Annotated in this window: 24 protein-coding genes; 10 read left to right on the top strand and 14 right to left on the bottom strand. The window is 70.2% G+C overall.

The window, feature by feature from the left end:
- Window positions 1–49: 49 nt before the first annotated feature.
- The 5 genes from NAF06_RS03375 to NAF06_RS03355 form a co-directional block, all read right to left on the bottom strand.
- Entirely contained in the window at window positions 50–583 is a 534-nt protein-coding gene (locus tag NAF06_RS03375) for a metallophosphoesterase (protein WP_008582097.1), read from the bottom strand.
- A 433-nt stretch (window positions 584–1,016) separates the two neighbouring features.
- Window positions 1,017–2,000: a replication factor C small subunit gene (locus NAF06_RS03370; RefSeq protein ID WP_008582095.1), complete on the bottom strand. Its 984-nt coding sequence runs from the start codon at window positions 1,998–2,000 to the stop codon at window positions 1,017–1,019.
- An 88-nt stretch (window positions 2,001–2,088) separates the two neighbouring features.
- Window positions 2,089–3,033, bottom strand: coding sequence for an electron transfer flavoprotein subunit alpha/FixB family protein (locus NAF06_RS03365; protein WP_008582094.1), 945 nt, complete (start codon window positions 3,031–3,033; stop codon window positions 2,089–2,091).
- Window positions 3,033–3,821, bottom strand: coding sequence for an electron transfer flavoprotein subunit beta/FixA family protein (locus NAF06_RS03360; protein ID WP_008582091.1), 789 nt, complete (start codon window positions 3,819–3,821; stop codon window positions 3,033–3,035). Before NAF06_RS03360 ends, NAF06_RS03365 begins: the two co-directional genes overlap by 1 nt.
- Window positions 3,822–3,945: 124 nt before the next feature.
- The gene (locus NAF06_RS03355; protein WP_008582088.1) at window positions 3,946–5,298 is read right to left on the bottom strand and encodes a helix-turn-helix transcriptional regulator; all 1,353 of its coding nucleotides are present in this window, start codon (window positions 5,296–5,298) and stop codon (window positions 3,946–3,948) included.
- A 215-nt stretch (window positions 5,299–5,513) separates the two neighbouring features.
- Here NAF06_RS03355 and NAF06_RS03345 point away from each other — a divergent pair, with 215 nt between their 5' ends.
- Together NAF06_RS03345 and NAF06_RS03340 are read left to right on the top strand one after the other, a co-directional pair.
- A complete protein-coding gene (locus tag NAF06_RS03345; protein ID WP_008582086.1) occupies window positions 5,514–6,875 on the top strand; it encodes a DUF7096 domain-containing protein in 1,362 nt (453 codons plus the stop codon).
- Window positions 6,876–6,974: 99 nt separating this feature from the next.
- On the top strand, window positions 6,975–7,418 hold the full coding sequence (locus NAF06_RS03340) for a type IV pilin N-terminal domain-containing protein (RefSeq protein WP_049908613.1): 444 nt from the start codon (window positions 6,975–6,977) through the stop codon (window positions 7,416–7,418).
- 27 nt (window positions 7,419–7,445) lie between these two features.
- Here NAF06_RS03340 and NAF06_RS03335 read toward each other — a convergent pair whose 3' ends face one another.
- On the bottom strand, window positions 7,446–8,129 hold the full coding sequence (locus tag NAF06_RS03335) for a methyltransferase domain-containing protein (protein WP_008582082.1): 684 nt from the start codon (window positions 8,127–8,129) through the stop codon (window positions 7,446–7,448).
- Window positions 8,130–8,335: 206 nt separating this feature from the next.
- Here NAF06_RS03335 and NAF06_RS03330 point away from each other — a divergent pair, with 206 nt between their 5' ends.
- Window positions 8,336–9,202: a DUF6663 family protein gene (locus NAF06_RS03330; RefSeq protein ID WP_008582080.1), complete on the top strand. Its 867-nt coding sequence runs from the start codon at window positions 8,336–8,338 to the stop codon at window positions 9,200–9,202.
- A gap of 31 nt (window positions 9,203–9,233) precedes the next feature.
- On the opposite strand, the gene NAF06_RS03325 is transcribed toward NAF06_RS03330, so the two are convergent.
- A complete protein-coding gene (locus NAF06_RS03325) occupies window positions 9,234–10,208 on the bottom strand; it encodes a C-terminal binding protein (RefSeq protein WP_008582078.1) in 975 nt (324 codons plus the stop codon).
- Between the two features lie 140 nt (window positions 10,209–10,348).
- Between NAF06_RS03325 and NAF06_RS03320 the strand changes: the two genes are divergently transcribed.
- Entirely contained in the window at window positions 10,349–10,654 is a 306-nt protein-coding gene (locus NAF06_RS03320) for a DUF7536 family protein (RefSeq protein ID WP_425601823.1), read from the top strand.
- A gap of 80 nt (window positions 10,655–10,734) precedes the next feature.
- On the opposite strand, the gene NAF06_RS03315 is transcribed toward NAF06_RS03320, so the two are convergent.
- On the bottom strand, window positions 10,735–11,016 hold the full coding sequence (locus tag NAF06_RS03315; protein WP_004598013.1) for a MarR family transcriptional regulator: 282 nt from the start codon (window positions 11,014–11,016) through the stop codon (window positions 10,735–10,737).
- A 284-nt stretch (window positions 11,017–11,300) separates the two neighbouring features.
- Here NAF06_RS03315 and NAF06_RS03310 point away from each other — a divergent pair, with 284 nt between their 5' ends.
- From NAF06_RS03310 to NAF06_RS03295, 4 genes are all read left to right on the top strand, one after another.
- Window positions 11,301–11,609 (top strand): EMC6-like membrane protein, encoded by a 309-nt coding sequence (locus tag NAF06_RS03310; RefSeq protein WP_006629623.1) that lies wholly within the window; start codon window positions 11,301–11,303, stop codon window positions 11,607–11,609.
- A 1-nt stretch (window position 11,610) separates the two neighbouring features.
- Complete coding sequence (locus tag NAF06_RS03305; RefSeq protein ID WP_008582071.1) at window positions 11,611–13,428, top strand: ribosome biogenesis/translation initiation ATPase RLI; 1,818 nt, start codon at window positions 11,611–11,613, stop codon at window positions 13,426–13,428.
- Between the two features lie 79 nt (window positions 13,429–13,507).
- A complete protein-coding gene (locus tag NAF06_RS03300) occupies window positions 13,508–14,251 on the top strand; it encodes a creatininase family protein (RefSeq protein ID WP_008582069.1) in 744 nt (247 codons plus the stop codon).
- Between the two features lie 126 nt (window positions 14,252–14,377).
- The gene (locus tag NAF06_RS03295) at window positions 14,378–14,644 is read left to right on the top strand and encodes an HAH_0734 family protein (RefSeq protein ID WP_008582067.1); all 267 of its coding nucleotides are present in this window, start codon (window positions 14,378–14,380) and stop codon (window positions 14,642–14,644) included.
- A gap of 39 nt (window positions 14,645–14,683) precedes the next feature.
- Here the strand turns inward: NAF06_RS03295 and NAF06_RS03290 are convergent, their stop codons facing one another.
- The 3 genes from NAF06_RS03290 to NAF06_RS03280 form a co-directional block, all read right to left on the bottom strand.
- Window positions 14,684–15,313, bottom strand: coding sequence for an L-threonylcarbamoyladenylate synthase (locus tag NAF06_RS03290; protein WP_008582065.1), 630 nt, complete (start codon window positions 15,311–15,313; stop codon window positions 14,684–14,686).
- A gap of 76 nt (window positions 15,314–15,389) precedes the next feature.
- Entirely contained in the window at window positions 15,390–15,899 is a 510-nt protein-coding gene (locus NAF06_RS03285; protein ID WP_008582063.1) for a redoxin domain-containing protein, read from the bottom strand.
- A 1-nt stretch (window position 15,900) separates the two neighbouring features.
- Window positions 15,901–16,161 carry a glutathione S-transferase N-terminal domain-containing protein gene (locus tag NAF06_RS03280; protein WP_008582060.1) on the bottom strand — a complete coding sequence of 87 codons (261 nt, stop codon included), beginning with the start codon at window positions 16,159–16,161 and terminating at the stop codon, window positions 15,901–15,903.
- Between the two features lie 108 nt (window positions 16,162–16,269).
- On the opposite strand from NAF06_RS03280, the gene NAF06_RS03275 reads away from it, so the two are divergent.
- Window positions 16,270–17,688, top strand: a complete 1,419-nt coding sequence (locus tag NAF06_RS03275) for a hemolysin family protein (protein ID WP_049908608.1) — start codon at window positions 16,270–16,272, stop codon at window positions 17,686–17,688.
- A gap of 472 nt (window positions 17,689–18,160) precedes the next feature.
- Here the strand turns inward: NAF06_RS03275 and NAF06_RS03270 are convergent, their stop codons facing one another.
- The 3 genes from NAF06_RS03270 to NAF06_RS03260 form a co-directional block, all read right to left on the bottom strand.
- Complete coding sequence (locus tag NAF06_RS03270) at window positions 18,161–18,892, bottom strand: DUF5781 family protein (protein WP_008582054.1); 732 nt, start codon at window positions 18,890–18,892, stop codon at window positions 18,161–18,163.
- An 80-nt stretch (window positions 18,893–18,972) separates the two neighbouring features.
- Window positions 18,973–19,698: a queuosine precursor transporter gene (locus NAF06_RS03265; RefSeq protein WP_008582052.1), complete on the bottom strand. Its 726-nt coding sequence runs from the start codon at window positions 19,696–19,698 to the stop codon at window positions 18,973–18,975.
- Window positions 19,691–19,906: a ribbon-helix-helix domain-containing protein gene (locus NAF06_RS03260; protein ID WP_008582049.1), complete on the bottom strand. Its 216-nt coding sequence runs from the start codon at window positions 19,904–19,906 to the stop codon at window positions 19,691–19,693. The genes NAF06_RS03265 and NAF06_RS03260 overlap by 8 nt, the downstream gene beginning before the upstream one ends.
- A 145-nt stretch (window positions 19,907–20,051) precedes the next feature.
- On the opposite strand from NAF06_RS03260, the gene NAF06_RS03255 reads away from it, so the two are divergent.
- Window positions 20,052–20,633, top strand: a complete 582-nt coding sequence (locus NAF06_RS03255) for a biotin transporter BioY (RefSeq protein ID WP_006629633.1) — start codon at window positions 20,052–20,054, stop codon at window positions 20,631–20,633.
- Window positions 20,634–20,636: the final 3 nt, after the last annotated feature.

Here is a 20,636-nt window from a genome sequence, read left to right as displayed (position 1 = left end):
TCGCGTTCCGGTCCCCGCCGTCCGCGACGGCGACCCGCTCTACTCCCCGCTACTCCGAGCTCCCGCCCGCGATCTGAAACGTCTCGAAAGTCTCGCCGCCGGGCGTCACCAGTCTGCCGTCCAACCCGGCCCCCTCGCTCTCATCCGACGAGGTCAGCTCCGCGTGTGCCGGGCGGTTGCCGCGCGGTTGCGCGTGGCTCCCGGGGTTCAGTATCGGTAATCCGCCGGAGTCGTCGAAGCGGGGGCGGTGGCTGTGGCCGCAGATCACGGCGTCCGCGTCGCGGCCGCGACCGAGCATGACGAGCCCGGTGTCCCCGCTGCGGTGGCGGTGCGTGACGGCGAACCGCACTCCGCCGTACTCGACGGTCCGCACCTCGGGGACCCGGTCGCGGATCGCGGCGTCGTCGTTGTTGCCGTAGACGGCCCGGAGACTCGCGGCGGCCGACTGGAAGGCGTCGAGGACCGGCTCGCGGTAGAAGTCGCCGGCGTGGATCACGAGGTCGGCCTCGCGGACCGCCTCGGCGGTCCGTCCCTGAAGCTTCGACTCCTCGCGTGCGTGCGTGTCGGAGACGACGACGAGCATACCGACCCTCGCCGCCGCCGCGATTTAAACACTACCCGTTGCCGCGGCGCGTGCCGGTGAGCGCCCGCCAGGGCGCGAACCGCACGCGCGAGGGAGTCGGGCGCACCGAGGACGACCGAAGGGAGTCCGAAGGCTGCGCCCGACGAGGCTGGGGAGGCGTGAGGTGCGGGGCTGTTGCGGAGCAGGGTGGACTCGAAGGGGCAGTCGGGAGGCGGGCGCAGGCGATGTAAGGACCGCAAGGAGGGAGCGGTAGCGACCGACTGAGGACCGCAACGAGCGTGCGCCCGCCTCCCGACTGGGGCTTCGGCGGCGTTCGTGTCGGTCAGCGATTTATTAGCGAATACGTCTGGCCGAGCGGCTGGGCTTCGGCGGTGTTCACCGCAGATCCGCGGTCAACGATTTATAAAAAGACGAGTAGAGGCCCGGAACGGACTTATTCGTCCAATGAAAGCGCCGCGAGCAGCGACTCCAACTGGACCTGCTCGTTCGCGCCCTCGGCGATCCGGTAGTCCGCCTCGCCGATGCGCTCCATCAGCCGCACCGCCTCGCGCTCGCTCAGTTCGAACTCCCAGACGGAGCGGTGGAGCTGATCGATCACGTCGCCGCCGGCCATCCCCGTCTCCGTGAGCAGCGTGTCGAGCGTCGACCGCGCCCGCGCGAAGTCGCCGTTCAGCGCGTCGGTCACCATCGACTCGATCTCCTCCGGGCGCGCCGTCGCCGTGATCGCGTACACCGCCTCCTCGTCGACCACGTCGCCGGTCGTCGCCGCGGCCTGAAGCGAGTTGATCGCGCGGCGCATGTCGCCGTCGGCCGCGTACACGAGGGCGTCTATCCCCTCGTCCGTCACCTCGATATCCTCGGCCGCCGCGATCTCGCGGACCATCCCGCCGACCGCCTCGTCCGAGAGCGGCGAGAAGCGGAAGACGGCACAGCGGGACTGGATCGGGTCGATGATCTTCGACGAGTAGTTACACGAGAGGATGAAGCGCGTGTTGTCGGAGAACTGCTCCATCGTCCGGCGGAGCGCTGACTGTGCATCATCGGTGAGGCTGTCCGCCTCATCAAGGAACACGATCCGGAAGTCGCCGCCGAACGACGACCGGGCGAACCCCTTGATCCGGTCGCGCACCACGTCGATCCCGCGCTGGTCGGAGGCGTTGAGTTCGAGGAAGTTCCCGCGCCAGTTGTCCTCGCCGTAGATCTCGCGGGCGATCGCGGTGGCCGCGGTCGTCTTCCCGATGCCGGCCGGGCCCGAGAACAGCAGGTGCGGCACGTCGTCCTGCGCGATGTAGCTCTGAAGCCGTTCGACGATCTCCGACTGCCCGTGGATGTCGTCGAGCGTCTGCGGGCGGTACTTCTCGATCCAGATCTCCCGGCCCGTCGCGGTCGCGGCCGTCTGCTCGTCGCCCTCGCTCATTGCCGGATCCGAGGGTCGGCGGGGTGATAAACGAACCGAGAACGGAGCGGTCGAGTCGGTCCCCGAACCGCTTCGGCCGAACTCGCGTTCAGGCGAACTCGTCGACCAGTTCGGGAACCACGTCGAAGAGGTCGCCGACGATCCCGTAGTCGGCGATGTCGAAGATGGGCGCGTTCGGGTCGGTGTTGATCGCGACGATCGTGTCAGAGCCCTTCATGCCGGCGACGTGCTGGACCGCGCCGGAGATGCCGACCGCGATGTACACGTCCGGCGTGACGACCTTCCCGGACTGGCCGACCTGCCGGTTCTTCGGCAGCCAGCCGTTGTCGACGATCGGCCGGGAGGCCGACAGCGTCGCGCCGAGCGCGTCCGCGAGCTCCTCAACGAGTTCGAGGTTCTCCTCCTCCTCGATGCCGCGGCCGACCGAGACGAGCACGTCGGCGTCCGCGATGTCGACGTCGCCGCCGCCGACCTCCTCGAAGCCCGTGACGCGAGCGCCCGACTCGGGGAGGTCGACCTCGGCCGTCTCGACGGTCGCGTCGCCGACTCCCTCGGCGGGCGGCCACTCGCCGCCGCGGACCGTGAGCACGAATCGGTCGCCGGCGACATCGACGGTCGTCTCCACCTTCGAGCCGTACATCTCGCGGGTGACGGTGAGCCCGTCGTCGTACTCGATCCCGACTGCGTCGGTCACGAGCGTGACGCCGAGATCCTCCGCGAGCGCCGGCGCGTAGTCGAGGCCGTTGACCGAGTTCGGCAGCACCACCGCGCCGGCGTCGATCCGGTCGGCGAGTTCCGCGGCCGCCGCCTGGTAGGCGTTGTGGTCGAACTCCTCGCCGTCGTCGACGGCGTGGATCGCGTCGACGCCCTCGCGGTTCAGCTCCTCCGCGAACGCGTCGACGTCGCCGCCGACCACGGCCACGTGGAGGTCGCCGTCCCGCTCGTCGGCGAGCTCTCGCCCGGCGGTGATCGCCTCGTACGAGACGTCTCGGAGGTCTCCGCGGCGGTGTTCGGCGACGACGAGCACGCTCATCACGCGCCCACCCCCTTCTCCCGCAGGACCTCCGCAAGGCGACCCGCGGACTCCCCGGCGTCGCCCTCGATGATCTCCGCGTCGGACTCGCTCTCCGGCTCGTACATCGACGTGATCGTCAGCGCGCTCTCGACGTCGTCGGCGGTCAGACCGAGGTCGGAGAGGTCCTTCGCGGCGATCTCCTTGCGCTGCGCCTGCCGGATCCCGCGGAGGCTCGCGTACCGCGGCTCGTTGAGCCCGGTCTGGACGGTCAACACCGCCGGGAGGTCCACGTCGGTCAGCTCCTCGACGCCGCCCTCAAGCTCGCGGTGGACGTGCGCGATCCCCTCGTCCGCGTCGACGTCGAGGTGGTTGACGACCGCGGCGTGCTCGAAGCCGATCCGCTCGGCGAGCGCGACGCCGGTCGCGCCGAACCCGGTGTCGGCCGCCTGAACGCCGCCGAGGATCAGGTCCGGTTCCTCCTCGTCGACGACGGCCTCGAACAGGTCAACCTTCGAGGCGACGTCAGGGAACGACCCCTCCAGCGCGTCGTCCCAGACGCGGACCGCGCGGTCAGCGCCCTTCGCGAGCGCCATCCGGATCGTCTCCTCGGAGCGCTCCGGGCCGACGGTGACGGCGACGACCTCGTCCGCGACCCCGCTCTCTGCCAACTGGACGGCGGCCTCGACCGCGTAGTCGTCCCACTCGTTGAGGTCGTACTCGAGGTCGGACTCGGCGATGTCGGTCCCCTCGATCGCGAAGTCGTCGTCCGCCTCCGCGACCTCCTTGACGGTCACCAGAACCTTCATGATCGATACTGGGCCGCTCGCCCTGTAATGGTTTTCGGAACGCGCGACGGCGGACCAGCGGTTTCCTCCCTCTCCGATCGAGGCTCCGAGCCGCCGTCGGGCCGCTCAGTCGCTGTCGGACCGCTCAGTCGTCGACGCCGCCGCTCCCGTCGGCGTCCTCGTCGTCTCCGTCGTCGGGCAGCGAGATGAGGTTCTCGCGGCCCAGCCGGAGCTTCTCGACGCGCCCCTCGTCGGCCATCGCCGACAGCAGCTGCGAGACCTTCGCGTCCGACCACCCGGTCTCGGCGACGATGTCGGCCTGTCGCATCCGGCCGCCGCTCTCGTCGAGGAGCCGCTCGACGCGCTCCTCGTCCGACAGCAGCGAGAGGTCCGGTCCGTCGTCGTCCGCATCCCCGGCTTCCCCGGCGTCCGTCTCGGGGCCGCCGTCCCCGTTCGGACCGCCGTTCCCGCTCCCGTTCGGACCGCCGTTCCCGCTCCCGTTCGGACCGCCGTTCCCGCTCCCGTTCGGACCGGTGACGGGATTCGGGCCCTCGTCTCTCCTCCCCGTCTCGTCGCCGTTCGCGACCGCTCCGCCGGCTTCGGCCTCCTCCGCGTTGATCCGGCGGTATCCCACGACGCTCCCGGCGACGAGGGTCGCCGCGAGCAGGAGCGCGGCCAGCATCGTGCCCCACGGCGGCGTGCCGGCGGGCCCGTAGACGATCGCCACCGGCTCGCCGCCGTCGAACGTCTGGGGGCCCTCGATGATCACGTCGCCGTCGGAGAGCCGCGTCACGGCCGTGCTCGGCGTTCCGGTGACGGTGTACCCCTCCGGCGTCGCCACCTCCAGCGTCTGCGACGCTTCGAGGCTCCGGAGCCACGTCTCGTTGCCCGGCGTCGTCAGCGCGTCCCCGAGCACGAGGCTCTCGCCGTCCTGCGCGAGAAACGCCGTCCAGGTGAACGTCAGCCGCAGTTCGCCGACCGCGACCGCCTCCTCCGTCGCGACGTCGAACTCCCCGGTGTCCTCGTGGACGACGAACTCGCGGTCGACGTCCCGAATCGACATCGACCGGTCGACGTTGCGGTTCGCCTCGCGACGGAACCCCTCGAACAGGTCGGCGCTCGGGCCGACCTCGCCCGAACGGAACCGCTCGCCGGCGGTCTCGAACGCGGCCGTCTCGTTCTCGTCCGCCAGCGAGTACCGGACCGCCACGGTCCAGTCGGCGCTGCGGTCTGGGTTCAACTCGACGAGGATCCGCGTCGCCGACGGCGACGTGATGGCGTCGTCGGTCTGCTGTCGAAGCGCCGTCGCCCGGCGCTCGACGGAGGGCGACTCGGCGGGACGCGGCGCGTCGCCGCCGACGGCGGCGGTCGGCGGGGATTCGTCCGCGTGGGAGGTGGAAGGGACGGCGACCGCGCCGCCGACCGCAGCGCCCGCGCTCGCTATCAGCGCGAACGCGACGGCCGCGGCCAGAAGCGCGCGAAGAGCGGGGTTCCGCATACGTCTCGGCCCACTCGCGCGCCGGGCAAAACGCTTTCCATACGCTGTTTTTTGACACGAAACCAGTCGAATGCCGCCACCGCCGTCGAATGTCGCCGGCGCGTCCGCCGACGGCGATCCGATCGCCGTCGGCGGTTCGGTCCGCGCGGGCGGACTCGCCGGACGAGCGGTCGCAGTAGGTGGATTTTTTGTGTCACGGGGCGAATCGACGGACGATGAGAGCCCTCCTCGCCGCCGTCGTCGCGGTCCTGTTGCTCGCGGGACCGGTCGCGACCGTCGCCGCGCCGGGCGCGTCCCCGTCGTCCGGCGGTTCGACCGTCCCCTCCGACCCGGGCGCTGTCGACGATTCCGGCGTCTCCCCGGGACCGAGTGTCTCTCCCGGTTCGACCGCCCCATCCGGTTTGACCTCCTCCTCCGGGTCGTCGTCCCTCGCCGAACAGATGTCGACACCGCAGGTCGACAGAGCGAACCTCACGCTCCGCACCCTGTCGACGCCGCCGGGCGCGGAGGCGCGCGTCAGCACGTATTCGCGCGGACCGGACCTCGGCTCGTCGCTCGGGTTCGCGACCGCGGACGCCGACGCCGCGGTGGAGACCGCGGCCGTCGTCAGTCGGATCGAAGACGCCGACTCGACCGTCGAGCGCCAACAGCAGATCCTCGCGGAGATCAACCGGATCGAGCGCGCGGAGGTGGCGCTCGAGAGCCGACAGGCGAACGCCTTCGCCGCGCACGCCGCCGGGGAACTGTCTGACCGCGAACTGGTCGACGAACTCGTCCGGATCGCGGCGACCGCCCGCGAGTACGACGAGCGCCTCGACGAGATCGACACGCTCGCCGAGGCGACGGACGGCTTCAGCTCCCCGAGCCGGCTCGACGAGCTACAGGTGGCGCTACAGGTGTACGAGGGCCCCGTCCGCGAGCAGGCGCTCGCGACCGCCAGGGGAGAGTCGCCTCAGACCGACATGTACGTCGCGTCGAGTCAGGGCGCGGTCGTGCTCGCGACCGCCGTCGACGGCGAGTACGTCCGCGAGGTCTTCCGGACTGACCGCTGGGACCGCGGCGGCGGCCCCATCTCGAACGATCTGGCGATCGAGGTCACCGAGGCCGCGTACCCCGAGACGGCGGCGCTCCGCGAGCCGGACGCGTTCGGCGCGGGCGCGGTCCAGCGGATCACGATCCCCCACGAGTTCGGCACCCTCCGCACCTTCGTCAGCGGGGGGACCGAGCGGGTGTTCGTCGAACACCAGCGGATCGATCTGGCCGCGTTCCCGGACAGCGAACCGGTCTCGGAGAGCGGCGACGGGTTCAACGTCACGGTCGAGCGGACCTACCCCGGCGGCCCGGTGACCGTCACCGTCCTCGACGACGAGACGGGCGAGCCGGTCCCCGGCGTCACGGTCACCAAGTCGGTCGGCGACGGCGACAGTCAGGCCATCGGCACGACGAACGGGGCCGGGGTCGTCCGGACGCTCTCCCCGTCCGAGACGTACCGCATCACGGTCGTCGACGAGCCCCGCGTCGTCGTCGTCGGCGACATCGACCCGCTCCCGACGCCGAGGCCGGTCGGCGACGAGTGATCCCCCTCCCGGACCGAGCCGACCGGGCGTGCGACTCCTTATGTACGAACCCGCGCCACCACCGCCGTGTCACCAGTCGTTCGCCGCGGCGGTCGCGGAATCGCTCCCGTCGCGGGCGTGCTGCTGATCGCGATCACGGTCGTGCTGGCCGGCGGCGTCGCGACCGCGACGCTCGACGCGCCGACCGAACCGGCACCGTCGGCGGTGCTGTCGCTGTCAGCGACCGACGACCGCGTCTCGATCTACCACCGCGGCGGCGACCCGATCGACGTCGCGGCCGCGACGGTCCGCGTCCGCGTCGACGGCGAACCGCTCGACGAGCAGCCGCCGGTCCCGTTCTTCTCGGCGGCCGGGTTCCGTCCGGGGCCGACCGGCCCGTTCAACGCCGCCAGCGACGACGCGTGGCGGGCCGGCGACACGGCGACGTTCCGCGTCGCCGGGACCAACGACCCGACGCTCGCGCCGGGCCGGACGGTGACCGTCGAGATCGCGGTCGACGGGCAACCGGTCGCGTCGCTGGAGACGGTCGTCGAGTCCGAATGAGAACGTCCTCGCGGCGTCGGCGACGCGCTACTCGTCGGCGTTCGTCTCGTCGCCGTCGGCTTCGTCGCCGTCCGCGTCGTCCGCCTCGTCGCCGCCCGGGACCCGAGCGACGGTCGTGATCGCTCGCGGGCTCTGCGGGGTGGCCTGCTGGATGTGGTGTTCGAACTCCTCGTAGCCGGCCTCGGCGAACATCTGGTCGGCCTCGTCGGCGTCGTAGAACAGCATGATCGCGTCGGCCACCCGCTGGAGGACCGGGTTGTGCGGGTAGTCGGGACCGACGACGAGCACCTGTCCGCCGGGCTTCGCGACGCGACGGAGTTCCCGGAGTCCCTCGACGGGGTTCGGCCAGTACTCGATCGACCCGGACGACCAGACCACGTCGAACGCGTCGTCGCGGAACGGGAGGCGTTCGGCGTCCCCGCGGTAGAAGTTCACGCGGTCGTGTCGCCCGAACTTCTCGAACGCCTTCTCCATCTGGTGGATGCTCTGATCGAGCCCGTGGACGTCGTCGGCGTGTTCGAGCAGCCCCTCGGTGCCGAACCCGGTGCCACACCCCACGTCGAGTACCTTCGGGTCGTCGCCGAACTCCAGCCACGAGAGCGCCTCCGCGCGCATCTCCTCGTTCCAGTTGAAGCTGTTAATCTGGTCGTACACCTTCGAGAGGTACTTGTAGAAGAGCCGGGCGTTCGACTTGTCCTCGAGGATCCCCATTTGCCGATTCCTTGGGCCGCCCGCCCCATAACGACACGGATCCGCGGGCGATTCACGCCCCGCCGTGGGGGCGCTTCCGCCTGTATCTTCGGTCGGTCCGCTCGCTTCCGACCGCCTCTTCGGCCGGTACGCTCGCTTCCGACCGCCTCTTCGGTCGGTCCGCTCGCTTCCGACCGGCTTTTCCGCCCGCCGCCCCACCGTCGGGTATGGACCCGACGACGAGCGGCCGGTTCCGCGTCCACGACCGCCGCCAGCGGCCGGACATCGACGGCGACGCGGACGCGGGGACCGACTCGACCCCGACGGCCGACGCCGAGGAGTTCGTCCTCGTCGAGCTCGCCGACGGCCCGGTCGACCCGACCGACCCCGACGCCGAGGACCGGTACGACCCCCTGTACGCGGCCGCGGAGGGGTACGAGGGCGACCTCGCGGACGCGGTCGACGGGCTCCGCCCCGGCTTCGTCGTCGACGCGACGCTCGCGTGGACCGACGGCTCCGCCCGCTTCCGCGAGGTCGAGGTCGTCCGCGAGACGCGGTTCCGCTTCGCCGACGGGGTAGAGGGGATGTTCGAGGCGGCCGTCGAGACCTGGGAGCAGATCCGCGCCGAGGGGGAGCCGGTCGGCTCGATCACGACCCGCTCGAACGACGGCGACCCCAACGGCGCGCTGTACCTCTTCGCGGACGGCCCCAGCGGCGACACCTTCGAGGAGGTCCGGTCGGGCCGGCTCCCGATCGAGCCGCTCGTCGCGCGCGTGAACGACTCCCGCGAGGACGACGACCCGCGGGAGGTGTTCGCGTTGCGCCCGGCGGCACACGAGTTCGTCGCCGTCTACGTCGTCTTCGACCGCGACGGCGTCCTCGCGCAGACGGTCCGGGACACGTACGACCTCGGTCCCGGCCTCGCCGCCGGACTCGACGCGAGCTACCCGACCGACGGCGACGACTCCGGCGGAGACGACCTCGGCGGAGACGACCTCGGCGGAGACGACCTCGGCGGAGACGACTTCGGCGGAGACGACCTCGACGCCGGAGACGAAGACGGCGACGACTTCGACGCGCTCGACCGCCTGTAGCGCCCGGTTCTCGTTTCCCTGACCCGCCCGCTTACAGCCAGTCGGCGTCGGGGTCGACCCGGCCGTCCGGCGTCTCGCCGTTGAGGACGGCCGCCACGTCGGCCGCGCCGCTCCGGTTCAGGTCGTCTTTCGCCTCCTCGCTGTACCACGCCGCGTGCGGCGTGACGAGCGTGTCGTCGCGGCCGACGAGCGGGTCGTCCTCGGGGGGTTCCTCTTCGAGCACGTCGAGCCCGGCCGCCTTTATGCCGTCAGTCTCCAGCGCGTCGAGCAGGGCGTCGGCGTCGACCACCGGCCCGCGGCTCACGTTGACGAGGACCGAGTCCTCGCTCAGCCGCCCCAGCGCGTCCGCGTCGACGATCCCCCGCGTCGCGTCCGTCAGGGGCGCGTAGACGCCGACGTGGTCGGCGCGGTCGAACAGCCCCTCGAAGTCGACCTTCTCGACGCCGTGCTCGGCCATCTCGTCGGCGTCGACGAACGGGTCGTACGCGACGAGGTCGGCGTCGAACCCGGAGAGCTGTTCGGCCGCGCGCTCCGCGATCGGGCCGAACGAGAGCAGGCCGATCGTCGACGCGCTCACGCGCCGGATCGGCTCGCCGGCCTCCCAGCCCCACCCGCCGTCGTCGACCGCGCCGTCGTACGGCTTCAGCGAACGCAGGCAGGCGAAAAGTAGCGAGACCGAGTGGGTCGCCACCTCCTCGGTGCAGTAGTCGGGGACCCGGGTGACGGTGACGCCGCGCTCCGCCGCCGCCGCGACGTCGACGTTGTCAACGCCGACGGCCGAGCGGACGACGACGTCGAGGTCCGAGGCCTCCAGCGCCGCCTCCGTCACCGGGGTGTTGATGTCGGTGACGACCGCGTCGGCGTTGGCGGCCGCCTCGATCAGCCGCTCGGTCGAGCCCAGCTCCGCGACCTCGATCTCGACCGGCTCGTCGACTGCGCTGGCGAGGACCTCGCGGTACGTCTCCGGGTCTATCATCGGGAACGCCGACAGCACGACTCGGGGCATACGCCGCGCTTCTCGGTCGACCCACTTGACGCCTGCCACTAACGCTGTCAGGCCCTCATACGTCCGTTTCGATCGTGAGGAACCGCGTCGGACCGCTCCGTTCCGATGGCTCTTTGCGGCCGCCGGCCGTACACCCTGACGTGAGCGACGAGCCATCGAAACCCCCGATGCTGGTCTTGCTGGAGTCGCTGTCGTTCTACCGCAACGCCCGGGTCGGGGCGGCGGTCGGCGCGCTGCTCGCGGTGCTGTTGTACCTCGTCCGCACGCTCGAACTGCTCGGTCCGGTGATCGACACGCGGGAGTACCCGCTGTTCGGGCCGGACGTCTGGTTCCTCCTCCTGGCGTTCGTGCTGGCGGCCACGTCGGCGCTGTCGGTCGCGGTCGCTCTCACGATCGCCGCGGCGGTCCGCGGCGCGCGGGAGACCGACGCGGAGCCGCCGGAGTAGTCGCTCGGAGCGACCGGCACGCGCCGCTCCGGACCGTCGGCACGAAAGACGAAGAGATCGGAGCGATCGACGGTGACGCGTCAGTCGGCCGTACAGGAGGCCTCGCTCTCGTCGGCGGTGAACTCCTGTGCCGGCTCCGTGAGCTTGTAGAGGTTCTGTCTGGCGTCCGCGAAGTAGACGTCCTCGTCGACGACGCCGATGCCCTCCAGCCGTTCGAGCGCGTATCGGACGGTTCGCGCCGACAGCATCGACTCCTGGACGATCCCCTTCTGGGTCAGCGGTCCGTTGTATTCGAGCACCTTGAAGACGAGTTTGGCGCTCGGGGGGAGGTCGTCGAGGCCCTCCGTTTGGGTTCCTTCCATCGTTACGGTTCGAAACCGCACACGCTCATAAATGTTGATGGAGCAACCCCGCGAAAACGCCGTTTACCGGAGATATACGCCGCATTTTGCGTTCAAAACCAGTAATAATACCCGGTTTTTGCCCGCTAGACTGACCAGTCAGTCAGCGATTCGGCTCGCGCGCGCCTCGGCCGCGGCGGCGCGCACCCGACGGGCGACTCGGATCGGCCCCGCGATCGGCTCGGACGCAACCGGCCGACGCCCGGAACGAACGGTTTTTCACGTGCGCTCGCGGATCCGAAGGCATGAGCGACGACTCGGGCCTGTCCGACCACGCCCGCGGCGTGGTCGTCACGACCATCTGCTGTCTCGCCGGCATCGCCGCCGGCCTCGTCTCGGCCGCCTACGTCGGGACCGACCCCGCCGCCGCCGCGAGCACCACCGCGGTCTTCGTGCTGGGCGCGTTCGTCATCGTCCAGTACCCGGTGTTCAAGGCGGTCGGCGTCGGTGACCTCGGCATCAAGGACAACCTCTACGTGGCGTTTCTCACGTTCACCCTCTGGTTCATCAGCTACACGGTGCTGCTGACCTCGGCCGTCGATCTGGGGGTCTGAGATGGCCGACGACAGCATCGCGGTCGTGGACCTCGACCGGTGTCAGCCCGACCGCTGTAACTACGAGTGTATGAAGGACTGCCCGCCCAACCGGACGGGCAAGGAGTGTATCACGAAGCGGGGCGAGGACGCGGCGGAGGGCGACCCCGAACAGATCCACATCTCCGAGGAGATCTGTCTGGGCGAGACCTGCGGCATCTGCGTCAACTCCTGCCCGTTCGACGCCATCGAGATCATCAACCTCCCCTCCGAACTCGACGACGACCCGGTCCACCGATACGGCGACAACGCCTTCTCGCTGTACGGGCTCCCCACGCCGGAGCCGGGCAGCGTCACCGGCATCCTCGGGCCGAACGGGATCGGGAAGTCGACCGCCGTCCACGCGCTCGCCGGCGAGATGGTGCCGAACCTCGGCGACCACGCGGCCGACGGCGACTGGGAGTGCGTGCTCGACCGCTTCCGCGGCACCGGGCTCCAGAACTACCTCGAATCGCTGAAGGACGGCGAGGTGACCGTCGCGCGCAAGCCGCAGTACGTCGACCAGATCCCGAACCAGTTCGACGGCAACACCCGGGAGCTGTTGGAGCGCACCGACGAGCGCGGGGCGCTCGACGACCTCGTCGACCGGCTCAACATCCGCCCGGTGATGGACCAGGACATCGACTCCATCTCCGGCGGCGAGCTCCAGCGCGTCGCCATCGCGGCGTGTCTCGCGCGCGACGCCGACTTCTACTTCCTCGACGAGATCACGCCGTACCTCGACATCGGCCAGCGGATGATCGTCGCCCGCCTCATCCGCGAGCTGGCGGACGACGCCGCGGACCGCTCGATGCTCGTCGTCGAACACGACCTCGCCATCCTCGATCTCCTCGCCGACACCCTCCACGTCGCGTACGGTGAGCCGGGCGCGTACGGGGTCATCACCGACCCGAAGTCGGTCCGCAACGGGATCAACGAGTACCTCAAGGGCTACCTCGACAACGAGAACATGCGGATCCGCCCGTCGGCGATCACCTTCGAGGAGCACGCACCGCGAGTCGCCTCCCGGAGCGAGACGCTGATCGAGTACCCCGACCTGACGAAGTCGTACGGCGACGGGGAGTTCGAGCTTCACGTCGAGGGCGGCGAGATCAACCGCTCCGAGGTGCTCGGCGTCGTCGGCCCGAACGGGATCGGGAAGTCGACGCTCGCGAAGCTGTTCACCGGCGACCTAGAGCCCGACGAGGGCGAACTCGACTTCGCGCTCGACATCTCCTACAAGCCGCAGTACATCGACATCGATCAGCACATGCGCGTCGACGCGTTCCTCGCGTCCATCACCGACGAGTTCGGCTCCTCGTACTGGAACACGGAGATCGCCCAGCCGCTCCAGCTCGAACGCGTGATGGAGCAGAACCTCTCGGACCTCTCCGGCGGCGAGCGCCAGCGCGTCGCCATCGCGGCGTGCCTCTCCGAGGACGCCGACCTGTACCTCCTCGACGAGCCCTCCGCGCACCTCGACGTGGAACAGCGCGTGCGGGCGACGACCGCGATCCGCCGCTACGCCGAGAACCACGACGCGACCGTGATGGTGGTCGACCACGACATCTACATGATCGACCTGCTGGCCGACCGCCTGATGGTGTTCGACGGCGAGCCGGCCGAGCGCGGGCGCGCCGCGCCGCCGCAGGAGATGCGCGCCGGGATGAACGACTTCCTCGCCGACCTCGACATCACCTTCCGCCGCGACGAGCGCACCGGCCGCCCCCGGATCAACAAGCCGGGGTCGCAGCTCGACAGCCAGCAGAAGCGCGACGGCGAGTACTACTACTCGGGCTGAAGCGACGGGGCCGTCGGTCCGCTCGCTCGCCCTCGCCGCTACCCAGAACCTTTCCTCGCTCGGTTTCGGACGCTTCCCCATGCCAGAGACGGACGCCGACCTGTCCGGCATGACGTGGGAGGAGGCGGACGCGGCGGTCGACGACGCCGACTTCGCGGTCCTCCCGACCGGAAGCATCGAGCAGCACGGCCCGCACCTCCCCGTGTCGACCGACACGCTCCGCGCGGACCACCTCACCGCCGAGCTGGTGGACGCCGCCGACGAGTCCGACCTCGACCTCCTGCGGCTCCCGCCGCTGCCGTACGGCCAGTCCGAACACCACATGCGGTTCCCGGGGACCGTCACGCTCTCGACGGAGACGTACGTCGACGTGGTCCGCGACATCGGCGAGTCGGTCGCGGCGCACGGCGTCGACCGACTGCTCCTTCTGAACTGCCACGGCGGGAACCGCGAGCCGCTGTCGGTCGCCGCCGACCGGCTCGGCCGCGACACCGACCTCACGGTCCACTTCGTCCACTGGACCGACTTCGCGCGGGAGGACCTGGAGTCGGCGTACGGCGAGGGGTGGGGCCACGCCGGCGACCACGAGACGAGCTTCGTCGAGCTGTACCGCCCGGACCTCGTTCGCACCGAGAGGAAAGAGCCGCAGGAGGCCGCGGAGTTGCCCGAGACCCGGAGCTACGAGTACTTCGACGAGGTGACCGAACTGGGCGGGCTCGGCGACCCGACGAACAGCGACCCCGACGCGCTCGAACCGATCGTGGCCGAGACGACCCGGGCGATCCTCGACGCGCTCGTCGCCGACCTCGACGCGGGTTGGTGAGTTCGACGCGGGGTGATAAACTCGACGCGGGGCGGTGAGGGGGCCCCGCTCGCGCGGCGGGGAGCGGCCCCCGGTCCGACCCGCGGTATCGAAGCGATTAAGCCCGGAACACGCGAACGCCGGCACATGAAACACCTCATCGTCCGCGGCGACCCGGGGATCCGGCGGGACGCGGTGATCGAACACGACGGCGAGGAGCTGGTGTGCTTCGGCATCAACGTTCAGGGCGGCTGGCACGGCCCGGACGAGCCGCAGCTCTGGTGTACGGTCGGCACCGAAGCGGAGCGGGAGGCCTACGACAAACGCGAGTATGTCCCGCACTGGCTCGACGTCGAGACCGTCGACGCCGAGGACCTCGACGTGATCAAAGCGAAGGGCGAACTCTCGGTCTGACCGGACGCGAAGCTCCGACCCGGCCCTTTTCAGCTCTCCTCACCCGTCCACCGGAGGTTCCGCCAGCCACGCCTCGATGGCACCGGCCATCGCGCCGCGGCGGTGGATCTCCCCGGCCTCGGGGTCGACGACCGTGCTCTCGGTGCCGGGCGTCTCGCCCCCGTCGATCACGGCGGCGGCCCCCTCTCGGATCCGGCCGTCGAGTCCGTCGAGACGCGTGACGCTGCCCGTCCCGGAGACGTTGGCGCTCGTCGCGGTGAGCGGGCCGGTCTCGGCGAGCAGCGCCCGCGCGATGTCGTGGTCCGGCACGCGGATCCCGACGCGGTCGCGGCCGGCGGTGAGCGCGTCCGGCACCCGGTCGTCGCGTTCGACGACGACGGTCACCGGCCCGGGGAGGAACGCCCGGGCGAACGCGACGGCCAACTCGGTCGGTCGGGTGTACCGGAGCGCGTCGTCCACGCTCGCGACGCCGAGCGAGAGGGGATCGTCTCGGTCCCGCCCCTTCAGTTCGAAGACGCGTTCGACGGCGGCGGCGTCGAGCGCGTCAGCGCCCAGCCCGTACACCGTCTCGGTCGGGTACACGACGAGGTCGCCGCGCTCGACGGCGGTCGCCGCCGCGCGCAGCGCCTCGGTTCGATCCGGCCGGTCGTCGCTCGTGTCGGCGGTCACGCGCGTCCGTTCGTCGCGGAGTTGAAAAAGGGTGACGCGTGTGCGATATCCGGACCGACCGGCAGCGTTCGGCCGCTCAGTCGACGAGGTCGGCGACCGCGTCGTCGATCGCCTCGGCGTCGGGGAACGCGGGGTGTTCGTCCGCGACCCACGCGTACTCGACGGTGCGGTCGGCGTCGAGGAGGAACACGGCCGGCCGGCTCTCCGTGATACCGGTCATGCCGTCGATGTCGTGGGCGAGCCCGTACTCCTCGATGACGCCCGCGCCCGGGTCGGAAAAGACCCGGACGCCGTCGCCGCGGTCGGCGAGCAGGCGCTTGTGAGCGTACGGCGTCGAGATGGAGACCCCGAGGACGTCCACGTCGGCGGCCCAGCCGTGGTCGTCGACGGTGTTGTAGAGGTACGTCCCCTGAAAGGCACCGTCCATCGGGTGGAAGAGCAGGAGCGTCGGCCCGTCGACGGCGTCGGCGAGCGCGCGGTCCTCCCAGTACTCGTCGTTCACGAGCGGGCGGGTGAAGTCGGGCGCGACCTCGCCCTCGGCGACGTGGTCGGTCTCCGGCAGGGAGACGACGTCGAAGTCGACCATCTCAGGCACCTCCCTCGCCGTACGTCCCGTTCAGGTACTCCACGATGTTCGCGCTCTCCGACATCGTGACGCCGGTCTCCCGGTCGACGATCGCGGGGACGCTCCGCGCGCCGGAGACGCGCTTGACGACGTCGCGCTCGGAGTGCATCGGCTCGACGTATCGGGAGCGGTACTCGAGGTCCAGCTCGTTCAGCGTCCGGACCACGCGCTCGCAGAACGGACACGCCTGGAGCCGGTACAGGGTGATCTGTGGCTCGCTCATGCGCCTCGATTCGCCCGCGAGACGGGTAATCGTGTCGGCAGCGGCACCCTCGGGTGAGGGTAGCCGAAGGGAACGCTTTAATCGCGGGGCGACGGATGACAAACGAATATGGGCTTGTCGTCTAGCGCAGCGGTGGTCGACGTCCTCCAGATACCGATGCCGGGTGACGGCGTCGTGACCGCCCTCGGGGTCGTCGCGATCCTGCTTTTGGTCGGCCTCTCGGCGTTCTTCTCCTCGTCCGAGATCGCGATGTTCTCGCTGCCGCAACACCGCATCGACAGCCTCGTCGACGAGGGAGTGACGGGCGCGGAGACGATCCGCGACATGAAACAGAACCCTCACCGCCTGCTGGTGACGATCCTCGTCGGCAACAACATCGTCAACGTGGCGATGACCTCCATCGCGACCGCGCTGTTCGGGATCTACCTCTCGCGCGGGCAGTCCGTGCTGGCGACGACGTTCGGGATCACGACGCTCGTGTTGATCTTCGGCGAGAGCGCGCCGAAGTCGTACGCCGTCGAGAACACCGAGTCGTGGGCGCTCCGGATCGCCCGCCCGCTGAAGCTCTCCGAGTACGCGCTGTACCCGCTCGTCGTCCTCTTCGACTACATCGTCAAGGGGGTCAACGCCCTCATCGGCGGCTCCGCGGCCATCGAGTCGACGTACGTCACCCGCGACGAGATCCAGGACATCATCGAGACCGGCGAACGGGAGGGCGTCATCGAGGAGGAGGAACGGGAGATGCTCGACCGCATCTTCCGGTTCAACAACACCATCGCCAAGGAGGTGATGACGCCGCGGCTCGACGTCACCGCCGTCGCCAAGGAGGACTCCGTCGAGGAGGCGATCGAGACGTGTATCCAGGCCGACCACGAGCGCGTCCCCGTCTACGAGGGGAACCTCGACAACATCATCGGCGTGGTCACCGTCCGCGATCTGGTCCGCGAACTGCGCTACTCCGAGGGGACGCCCTCCCTGGAGCGCGTCGTCAAGCCCACGCTCCACGTCCCCGAGTCGAAGAACGCCGACGAGCTGCTCGCGGAGATGCAGGACAACCGCCTCCAGATGGTGACGGTCATCGACGAGTTCGGCACCACCGAGGGGATCATCACCCTCGAGGACATGGTCGAAGAGATCGTCGGCGAAATCTTAGAGGGCGACGAGGAGGCCCCCGTGGAGTTCGTCGAGGACAACGTCGCGGTCGTCCAGGGCGAGGTGAACATCGACGAGGTCAACGAGATCCTCGGGATCGACCTCCCGGAGGGCGAGGAGTTCGAGACGCTCGCCGGCTTCGTGTTCAACCGCGCCGGGCGGCTCGTTCAGGAGGGCGAGGAGATCGAGTTCGACGGCATCCGGATCCGCATCGAGCGCGTCGACAACACGCGGATCATGTCCGCCCGCGTGACCGTCCTCGACGGGGCGGGCGCGGCGGACGACTCGACCACTCCGGTCGAGGCGGCCGACGCCGTCGACGAGAACGCGGTCGCGGAGGCCGACGGCGAGTCCGCCGGCGGCGACGCGGAGTAGGACGTAGCTGCTGGTCCTTTCGAGGGGTCTGTCGGCCGTTTATTACCCACCGAAGCCCCGGCCGCTCGGCGATACGCAGTCACCGATCCGAACACGACCGCCGAAGCCCCGGCCGCTCGGCGATACGCAGTCACCGATCCGAACACGACCGCTGAAGCCCCGGCCGCGAGGCGGGCGCACGCTCGCTGCGCTCCTCGTCACTCGCTCCGCTCGTTCCTGCGGTGCTTGCGTCGTCATCAGAACGCTTCGCGTTCTGATTGGCTCACGAGAGCTTCGCTCTCGTGAACGCCTCCGTCCGCCTTGCGACTGCCCCTTCGAACCCCGCCCCGCACCGCTCCGCACAGCACCTCATACCTCCCCAGCCTCGCGGCTCCCTTCGCTTCGCTTCGGTCGCCGCGTCCCTCGCACGCGCTCCTCGCGGCCGCCCCCGGCGGCCGCTCGGAGGCGCGCGCCACCGCGGTCGGATTTCTGTTTAAACGGCGTATGCGCGGGCCGCCGCGACGAGCGCCTTCCGGTAGTCGCTCTCGGAGGGGTCGTGGCCGAGGTCGAGGAACCGCTCTTTGAACGCCTCCACGTCGACGGCGTCGGTGTCGCTGCCGGCCGCCCGCGCGAGGTCGTAGATCCGGTGGTCGGGGCCGGCGATGTCGTGTCGCTCGACCAGCGCCAGCGCGAACGCGGCGTTGACGGCCGTGATCTCCGGGTCGGCCCCGGCCGTCACCGGCGGCGAGCCGGTGCGCGACACGTCGGGCCGGTCCGCGACGGCGGCCGCCAGCGTCGATTCGAGGAACCCGAGGAGCTTGTCGGCGGGCGCGACCGAGAGCGTGATGTCGTCGGCGTAGATGTCTTTCATGTGGTTCGCGATCTGGTAACAGTGCGCGAGCTTGCGGCGCTCGACTTTCTCCCCGGAGAGCCCGAGGTACAGCGCCTCCTCGGTCGACTGGAGGTGCGAGGGGTGGCCCTCCTCGTAGCGGGCCATGTGCGCGAGCTCGTGGATCGCCAGTTCGCGCGCCATCGCGCTCGTGGCGGCTCGCCGCGAGACGTTCAGGACGTGGTGGTCGTCGTAGTGACCGGCCCAGGTCCGCTCGTCGGGGTCGTCGCGGACCACGACGCGGACCGGCGATTCGACGGAGTGCTCGGTCTCGAAGAGGTCCGCGGCACCGAGGAACGGGTCGGGGGGAACGTCCCCCTGTACGCGAAGATCCATGCTTACGGTTCACACGGGAGCGGGCGGTAAGTCTCTTGCGCTCGTGGAACCCCGGTCCGTCGGCCGCTCGGCCGAGTCGGCTACGGCGTTCGGTTCCGGACCGTTCCGACGACGAGGTAGACGACCGGCGTGTCCAGCACGGCGATCGCGAGCTTGAGGAGGTACTGTCCGATACCGAGCCCGAGGAGGACGCTCCCGGGGAGCGGGGACCCGACGCCGAGCAGGATCGGGGCGGCGTAGAAGGCGACGCCGACGAAGATCACCGTGTCCAGCGCCTGACTCGTCGCCGTCGACGCGAGGTTGCGGAGCCACAGCATGCGTTCGCCCGTTCGGTCGCGGATCGCGTGGAAGACGAACACGTCCCAGTTCTGGCTGACGACGTACGCCAGCAGGCTGCCGACGACGACGTTCGCCGCCGGGCCGAGCGCGGTCTGGAAGGCGGCCGACACCTCGGGGTCGACCCCGGGAGCTGCGAGCGTCGACCACACCAGGGCCAGCACGAGGAAGTTCGCGAGGAACGCCACGTTGACGACGACCTGCGTGGCGCGCCGCCCGTACAGTTCCGCGTAGCAGTCCGACGCGAGGAAGGTCAGCGCGTACGCGAGCGCGGCCCCCGGCAGCGTGATCTCCGGGCCGACGACCGGCAGCGCGAACGGGAGCGGCAGGGCGAGCACCTTCGCGGCGGTGAGCTGCGAGGTCGCCAGCGCCACCGTGAACAGCGTGATCAGCGCCACCGCCGCGACCGCCGACCGGTCCAGCGGGTCGGTCCGGAAGGGACTGCTCGCCTCCCCGGCCCGGCTACTCATCGGCGTCCTCCGTCGCCTCGCTCCCCGTCGCCGACGCGTCGTCGTCGAGCCGGTCGTGGCGGGCGTCGATCTCGTCGAGCAGGTCGAGGTTCTTGCGGATCGACGCGCGCACCGCGTCGCTTCGGTTCACGAACTTCCCGTCGTCGCCGACGTGTTCGTCGAGGTCGGCGAGCAGCTCCGCCGGGATCTCGACGCTTATCTTGGGCATACTCGCGTCGTGAACGTCGCGCGGCTATGAACGTTATTATCCGTGGATTATCAGAGTAGTACCGGGGCCGCCGATCCGGGGCCAGCACCGACCCGGCCGACTCGTAAACCATTACGTTCAAGTGAGTTTACGAGTCCGTTCAGGTATGGCAACGAACACAGAGTCCGTCGACCTCGTCGGCGACGAGGCGGCGACGAACCTCGCGCGCGCCGCGCTGTTCGCGGCGCTCGTCGGGGCGTTCGCGTACGTATCGTTCCCGTTCCCGCTGTCTCCCGCGCCGGTGACGCTACAGGTGCTCGGCGTCTTCCTCGCCGGGATCTTCCTCGGCCCCTTGTGGGGCGGCCTCGCGCTCGCCCTCTACCTCCTCGCGGGCGCGCTCGGCGCGCCGGTGTTCGCCGGCGGCTCGGCCGGGTTCGCCGCGCTCGTCGGAGACAGCGCGGGCTACCTCTGGTCGTACCCGATCGCGGCCGCGCTCGTCGGCGGGATCGTCCACCGCGGCCTCGCGCTCCGGGACCTCGACGCCGTCCGCCTTCCGACGCTCCTCGCCGCGACGGTCGTCGGCACGCTCGTCATCTACGCGCTCGGCGTGGTCGGACTGGTCCTCTCGCTCGACCTCGCGCTCGGCGAGGCGGTCTTCCAGGGCGCGGTGGTGTTCCTGCCGGCGGAGGCCGCGAAGATCGCCGCCGCGGTCGGGATCGTCCGGTCCGACGCGATCACCGCGGCCTGACGC

Origin of the sequence: Halorubrum hochsteinianum, from assembly GCF_023702125.1 — an archaeon.
Taxonomy (GTDB): domain Archaea; phylum Halobacteriota; class Halobacteria; order Halobacteriales; family Haloferacaceae; genus Halorubrum; species Halorubrum hochsteinianum.
This window is presented reverse-complemented; position numbering and strand designations above follow the sequence as displayed.

Excerpts from the sequence above, each read along its gene's own strand:
- NAF06_RS03335 (WP_008582082.1), bottom strand. The coding sequence starts at position 8,129 with ATGGGGATCCTCGAGGACAAGTCGAACGCCCGGCTCTTCTACAAGTAC.
- NAF06_RS03365 (WP_008582094.1), bottom strand. The coding sequence starts at position 3,033 with ATGAGCGTGCTCGTCGTCGCCGAACACCGCCGCGGAGACCTCCGAGAC.
- NAF06_RS03325 (WP_008582078.1), bottom strand. The coding sequence starts at position 10,208 with ATGCCCCGAGTCGTGCTGTCGGCGTTCCCGATGATAGACCCGGAGACG.
- NAF06_RS03280 (WP_008582060.1), bottom strand. The coding sequence starts at position 16,161 with ATGAGCGAGCCACAGATCACCCTGTACCGGCTCCAGGCGTGTCCGTTC.
- NAF06_RS03255 (WP_006629633.1), top strand. The coding sequence starts at position 20,052 with ATGGCAACGAACACAGAGTCCGTCGACCTCGTCGGCGACGAGGCGGCG.
- NAF06_RS03310 (WP_006629623.1), top strand. The coding sequence starts at position 11,301 with ATGAGCGACGACTCGGGCCTGTCCGACCACGCCCGCGGCGTGGTCGTC.
- NAF06_RS03370 (WP_008582095.1), bottom strand. The coding sequence starts at position 2,000 with ATGAGCGAGGGCGACGAGCAGACGGCCGCGACCGCGACGGGCCGGGAG.
- NAF06_RS03260 (WP_008582049.1), bottom strand. The coding sequence starts at position 19,906 with ATGCCCAAGATAAGCGTCGAGATCCCGGCGGAGCTGCTCGCCGACCTC.
- NAF06_RS03295 (WP_008582067.1), top strand. The coding sequence starts at position 14,378 with ATGAAACACCTCATCGTCCGCGGCGACCCGGGGATCCGGCGGGACGCG.
- NAF06_RS03315 (WP_004598013.1), bottom strand. The coding sequence starts at position 11,016 with ATGGAAGGAACCCAAACGGAGGGCCTCGACGACCTCCCCCCGAGCGCC.
- NAF06_RS03345 (WP_008582086.1), top strand. The coding sequence starts at position 5,514 with ATGAGAGCCCTCCTCGCCGCCGTCGTCGCGGTCCTGTTGCTCGCGGGA.
- NAF06_RS03305 (WP_008582071.1), top strand. The coding sequence starts at position 11,611 with ATGGCCGACGACAGCATCGCGGTCGTGGACCTCGACCGGTGTCAGCCC.
- NAF06_RS03375 (WP_008582097.1), bottom strand. The coding sequence starts at position 583 with ATGCTCGTCGTCGTCTCCGACACGCACGCACGCGAGGAGTCGAAGCTT.
- NAF06_RS03360 (WP_008582091.1), bottom strand. The coding sequence starts at position 3,821 with ATGAAGGTTCTGGTGACCGTCAAGGAGGTCGCGGAGGCGGACGACGAC.
- NAF06_RS03285 (WP_008582063.1), bottom strand. The coding sequence starts at position 15,899 with ATGGTCGACTTCGACGTCGTCTCCCTGCCGGAGACCGACCACGTCGCC.
- NAF06_RS03355 (WP_008582088.1), bottom strand. The coding sequence starts at position 5,298 with ATGCGGAACCCCGCTCTTCGCGCGCTTCTGGCCGCGGCCGTCGCGTTC.
- NAF06_RS03275 (WP_049908608.1), top strand. The coding sequence starts at position 16,270 with ATGGGCTTGTCGTCTAGCGCAGCGGTGGTCGACGTCCTCCAGATACCG.
- NAF06_RS03265 (WP_008582052.1), bottom strand. The coding sequence starts at position 19,698 with ATGAGTAGCCGGGCCGGGGAGGCGAGCAGTCCCTTCCGGACCGACCCG.
- NAF06_RS03270 (WP_008582054.1), bottom strand. The coding sequence starts at position 18,892 with ATGGATCTTCGCGTACAGGGGGACGTTCCCCCCGACCCGTTCCTCGGT.
- NAF06_RS03300 (WP_008582069.1), top strand. The coding sequence starts at position 13,508 with ATGCCAGAGACGGACGCCGACCTGTCCGGCATGACGTGGGAGGAGGCG.
- NAF06_RS03330 (WP_008582080.1), top strand. The coding sequence starts at position 8,336 with ATGGACCCGACGACGAGCGGCCGGTTCCGCGTCCACGACCGCCGCCAG.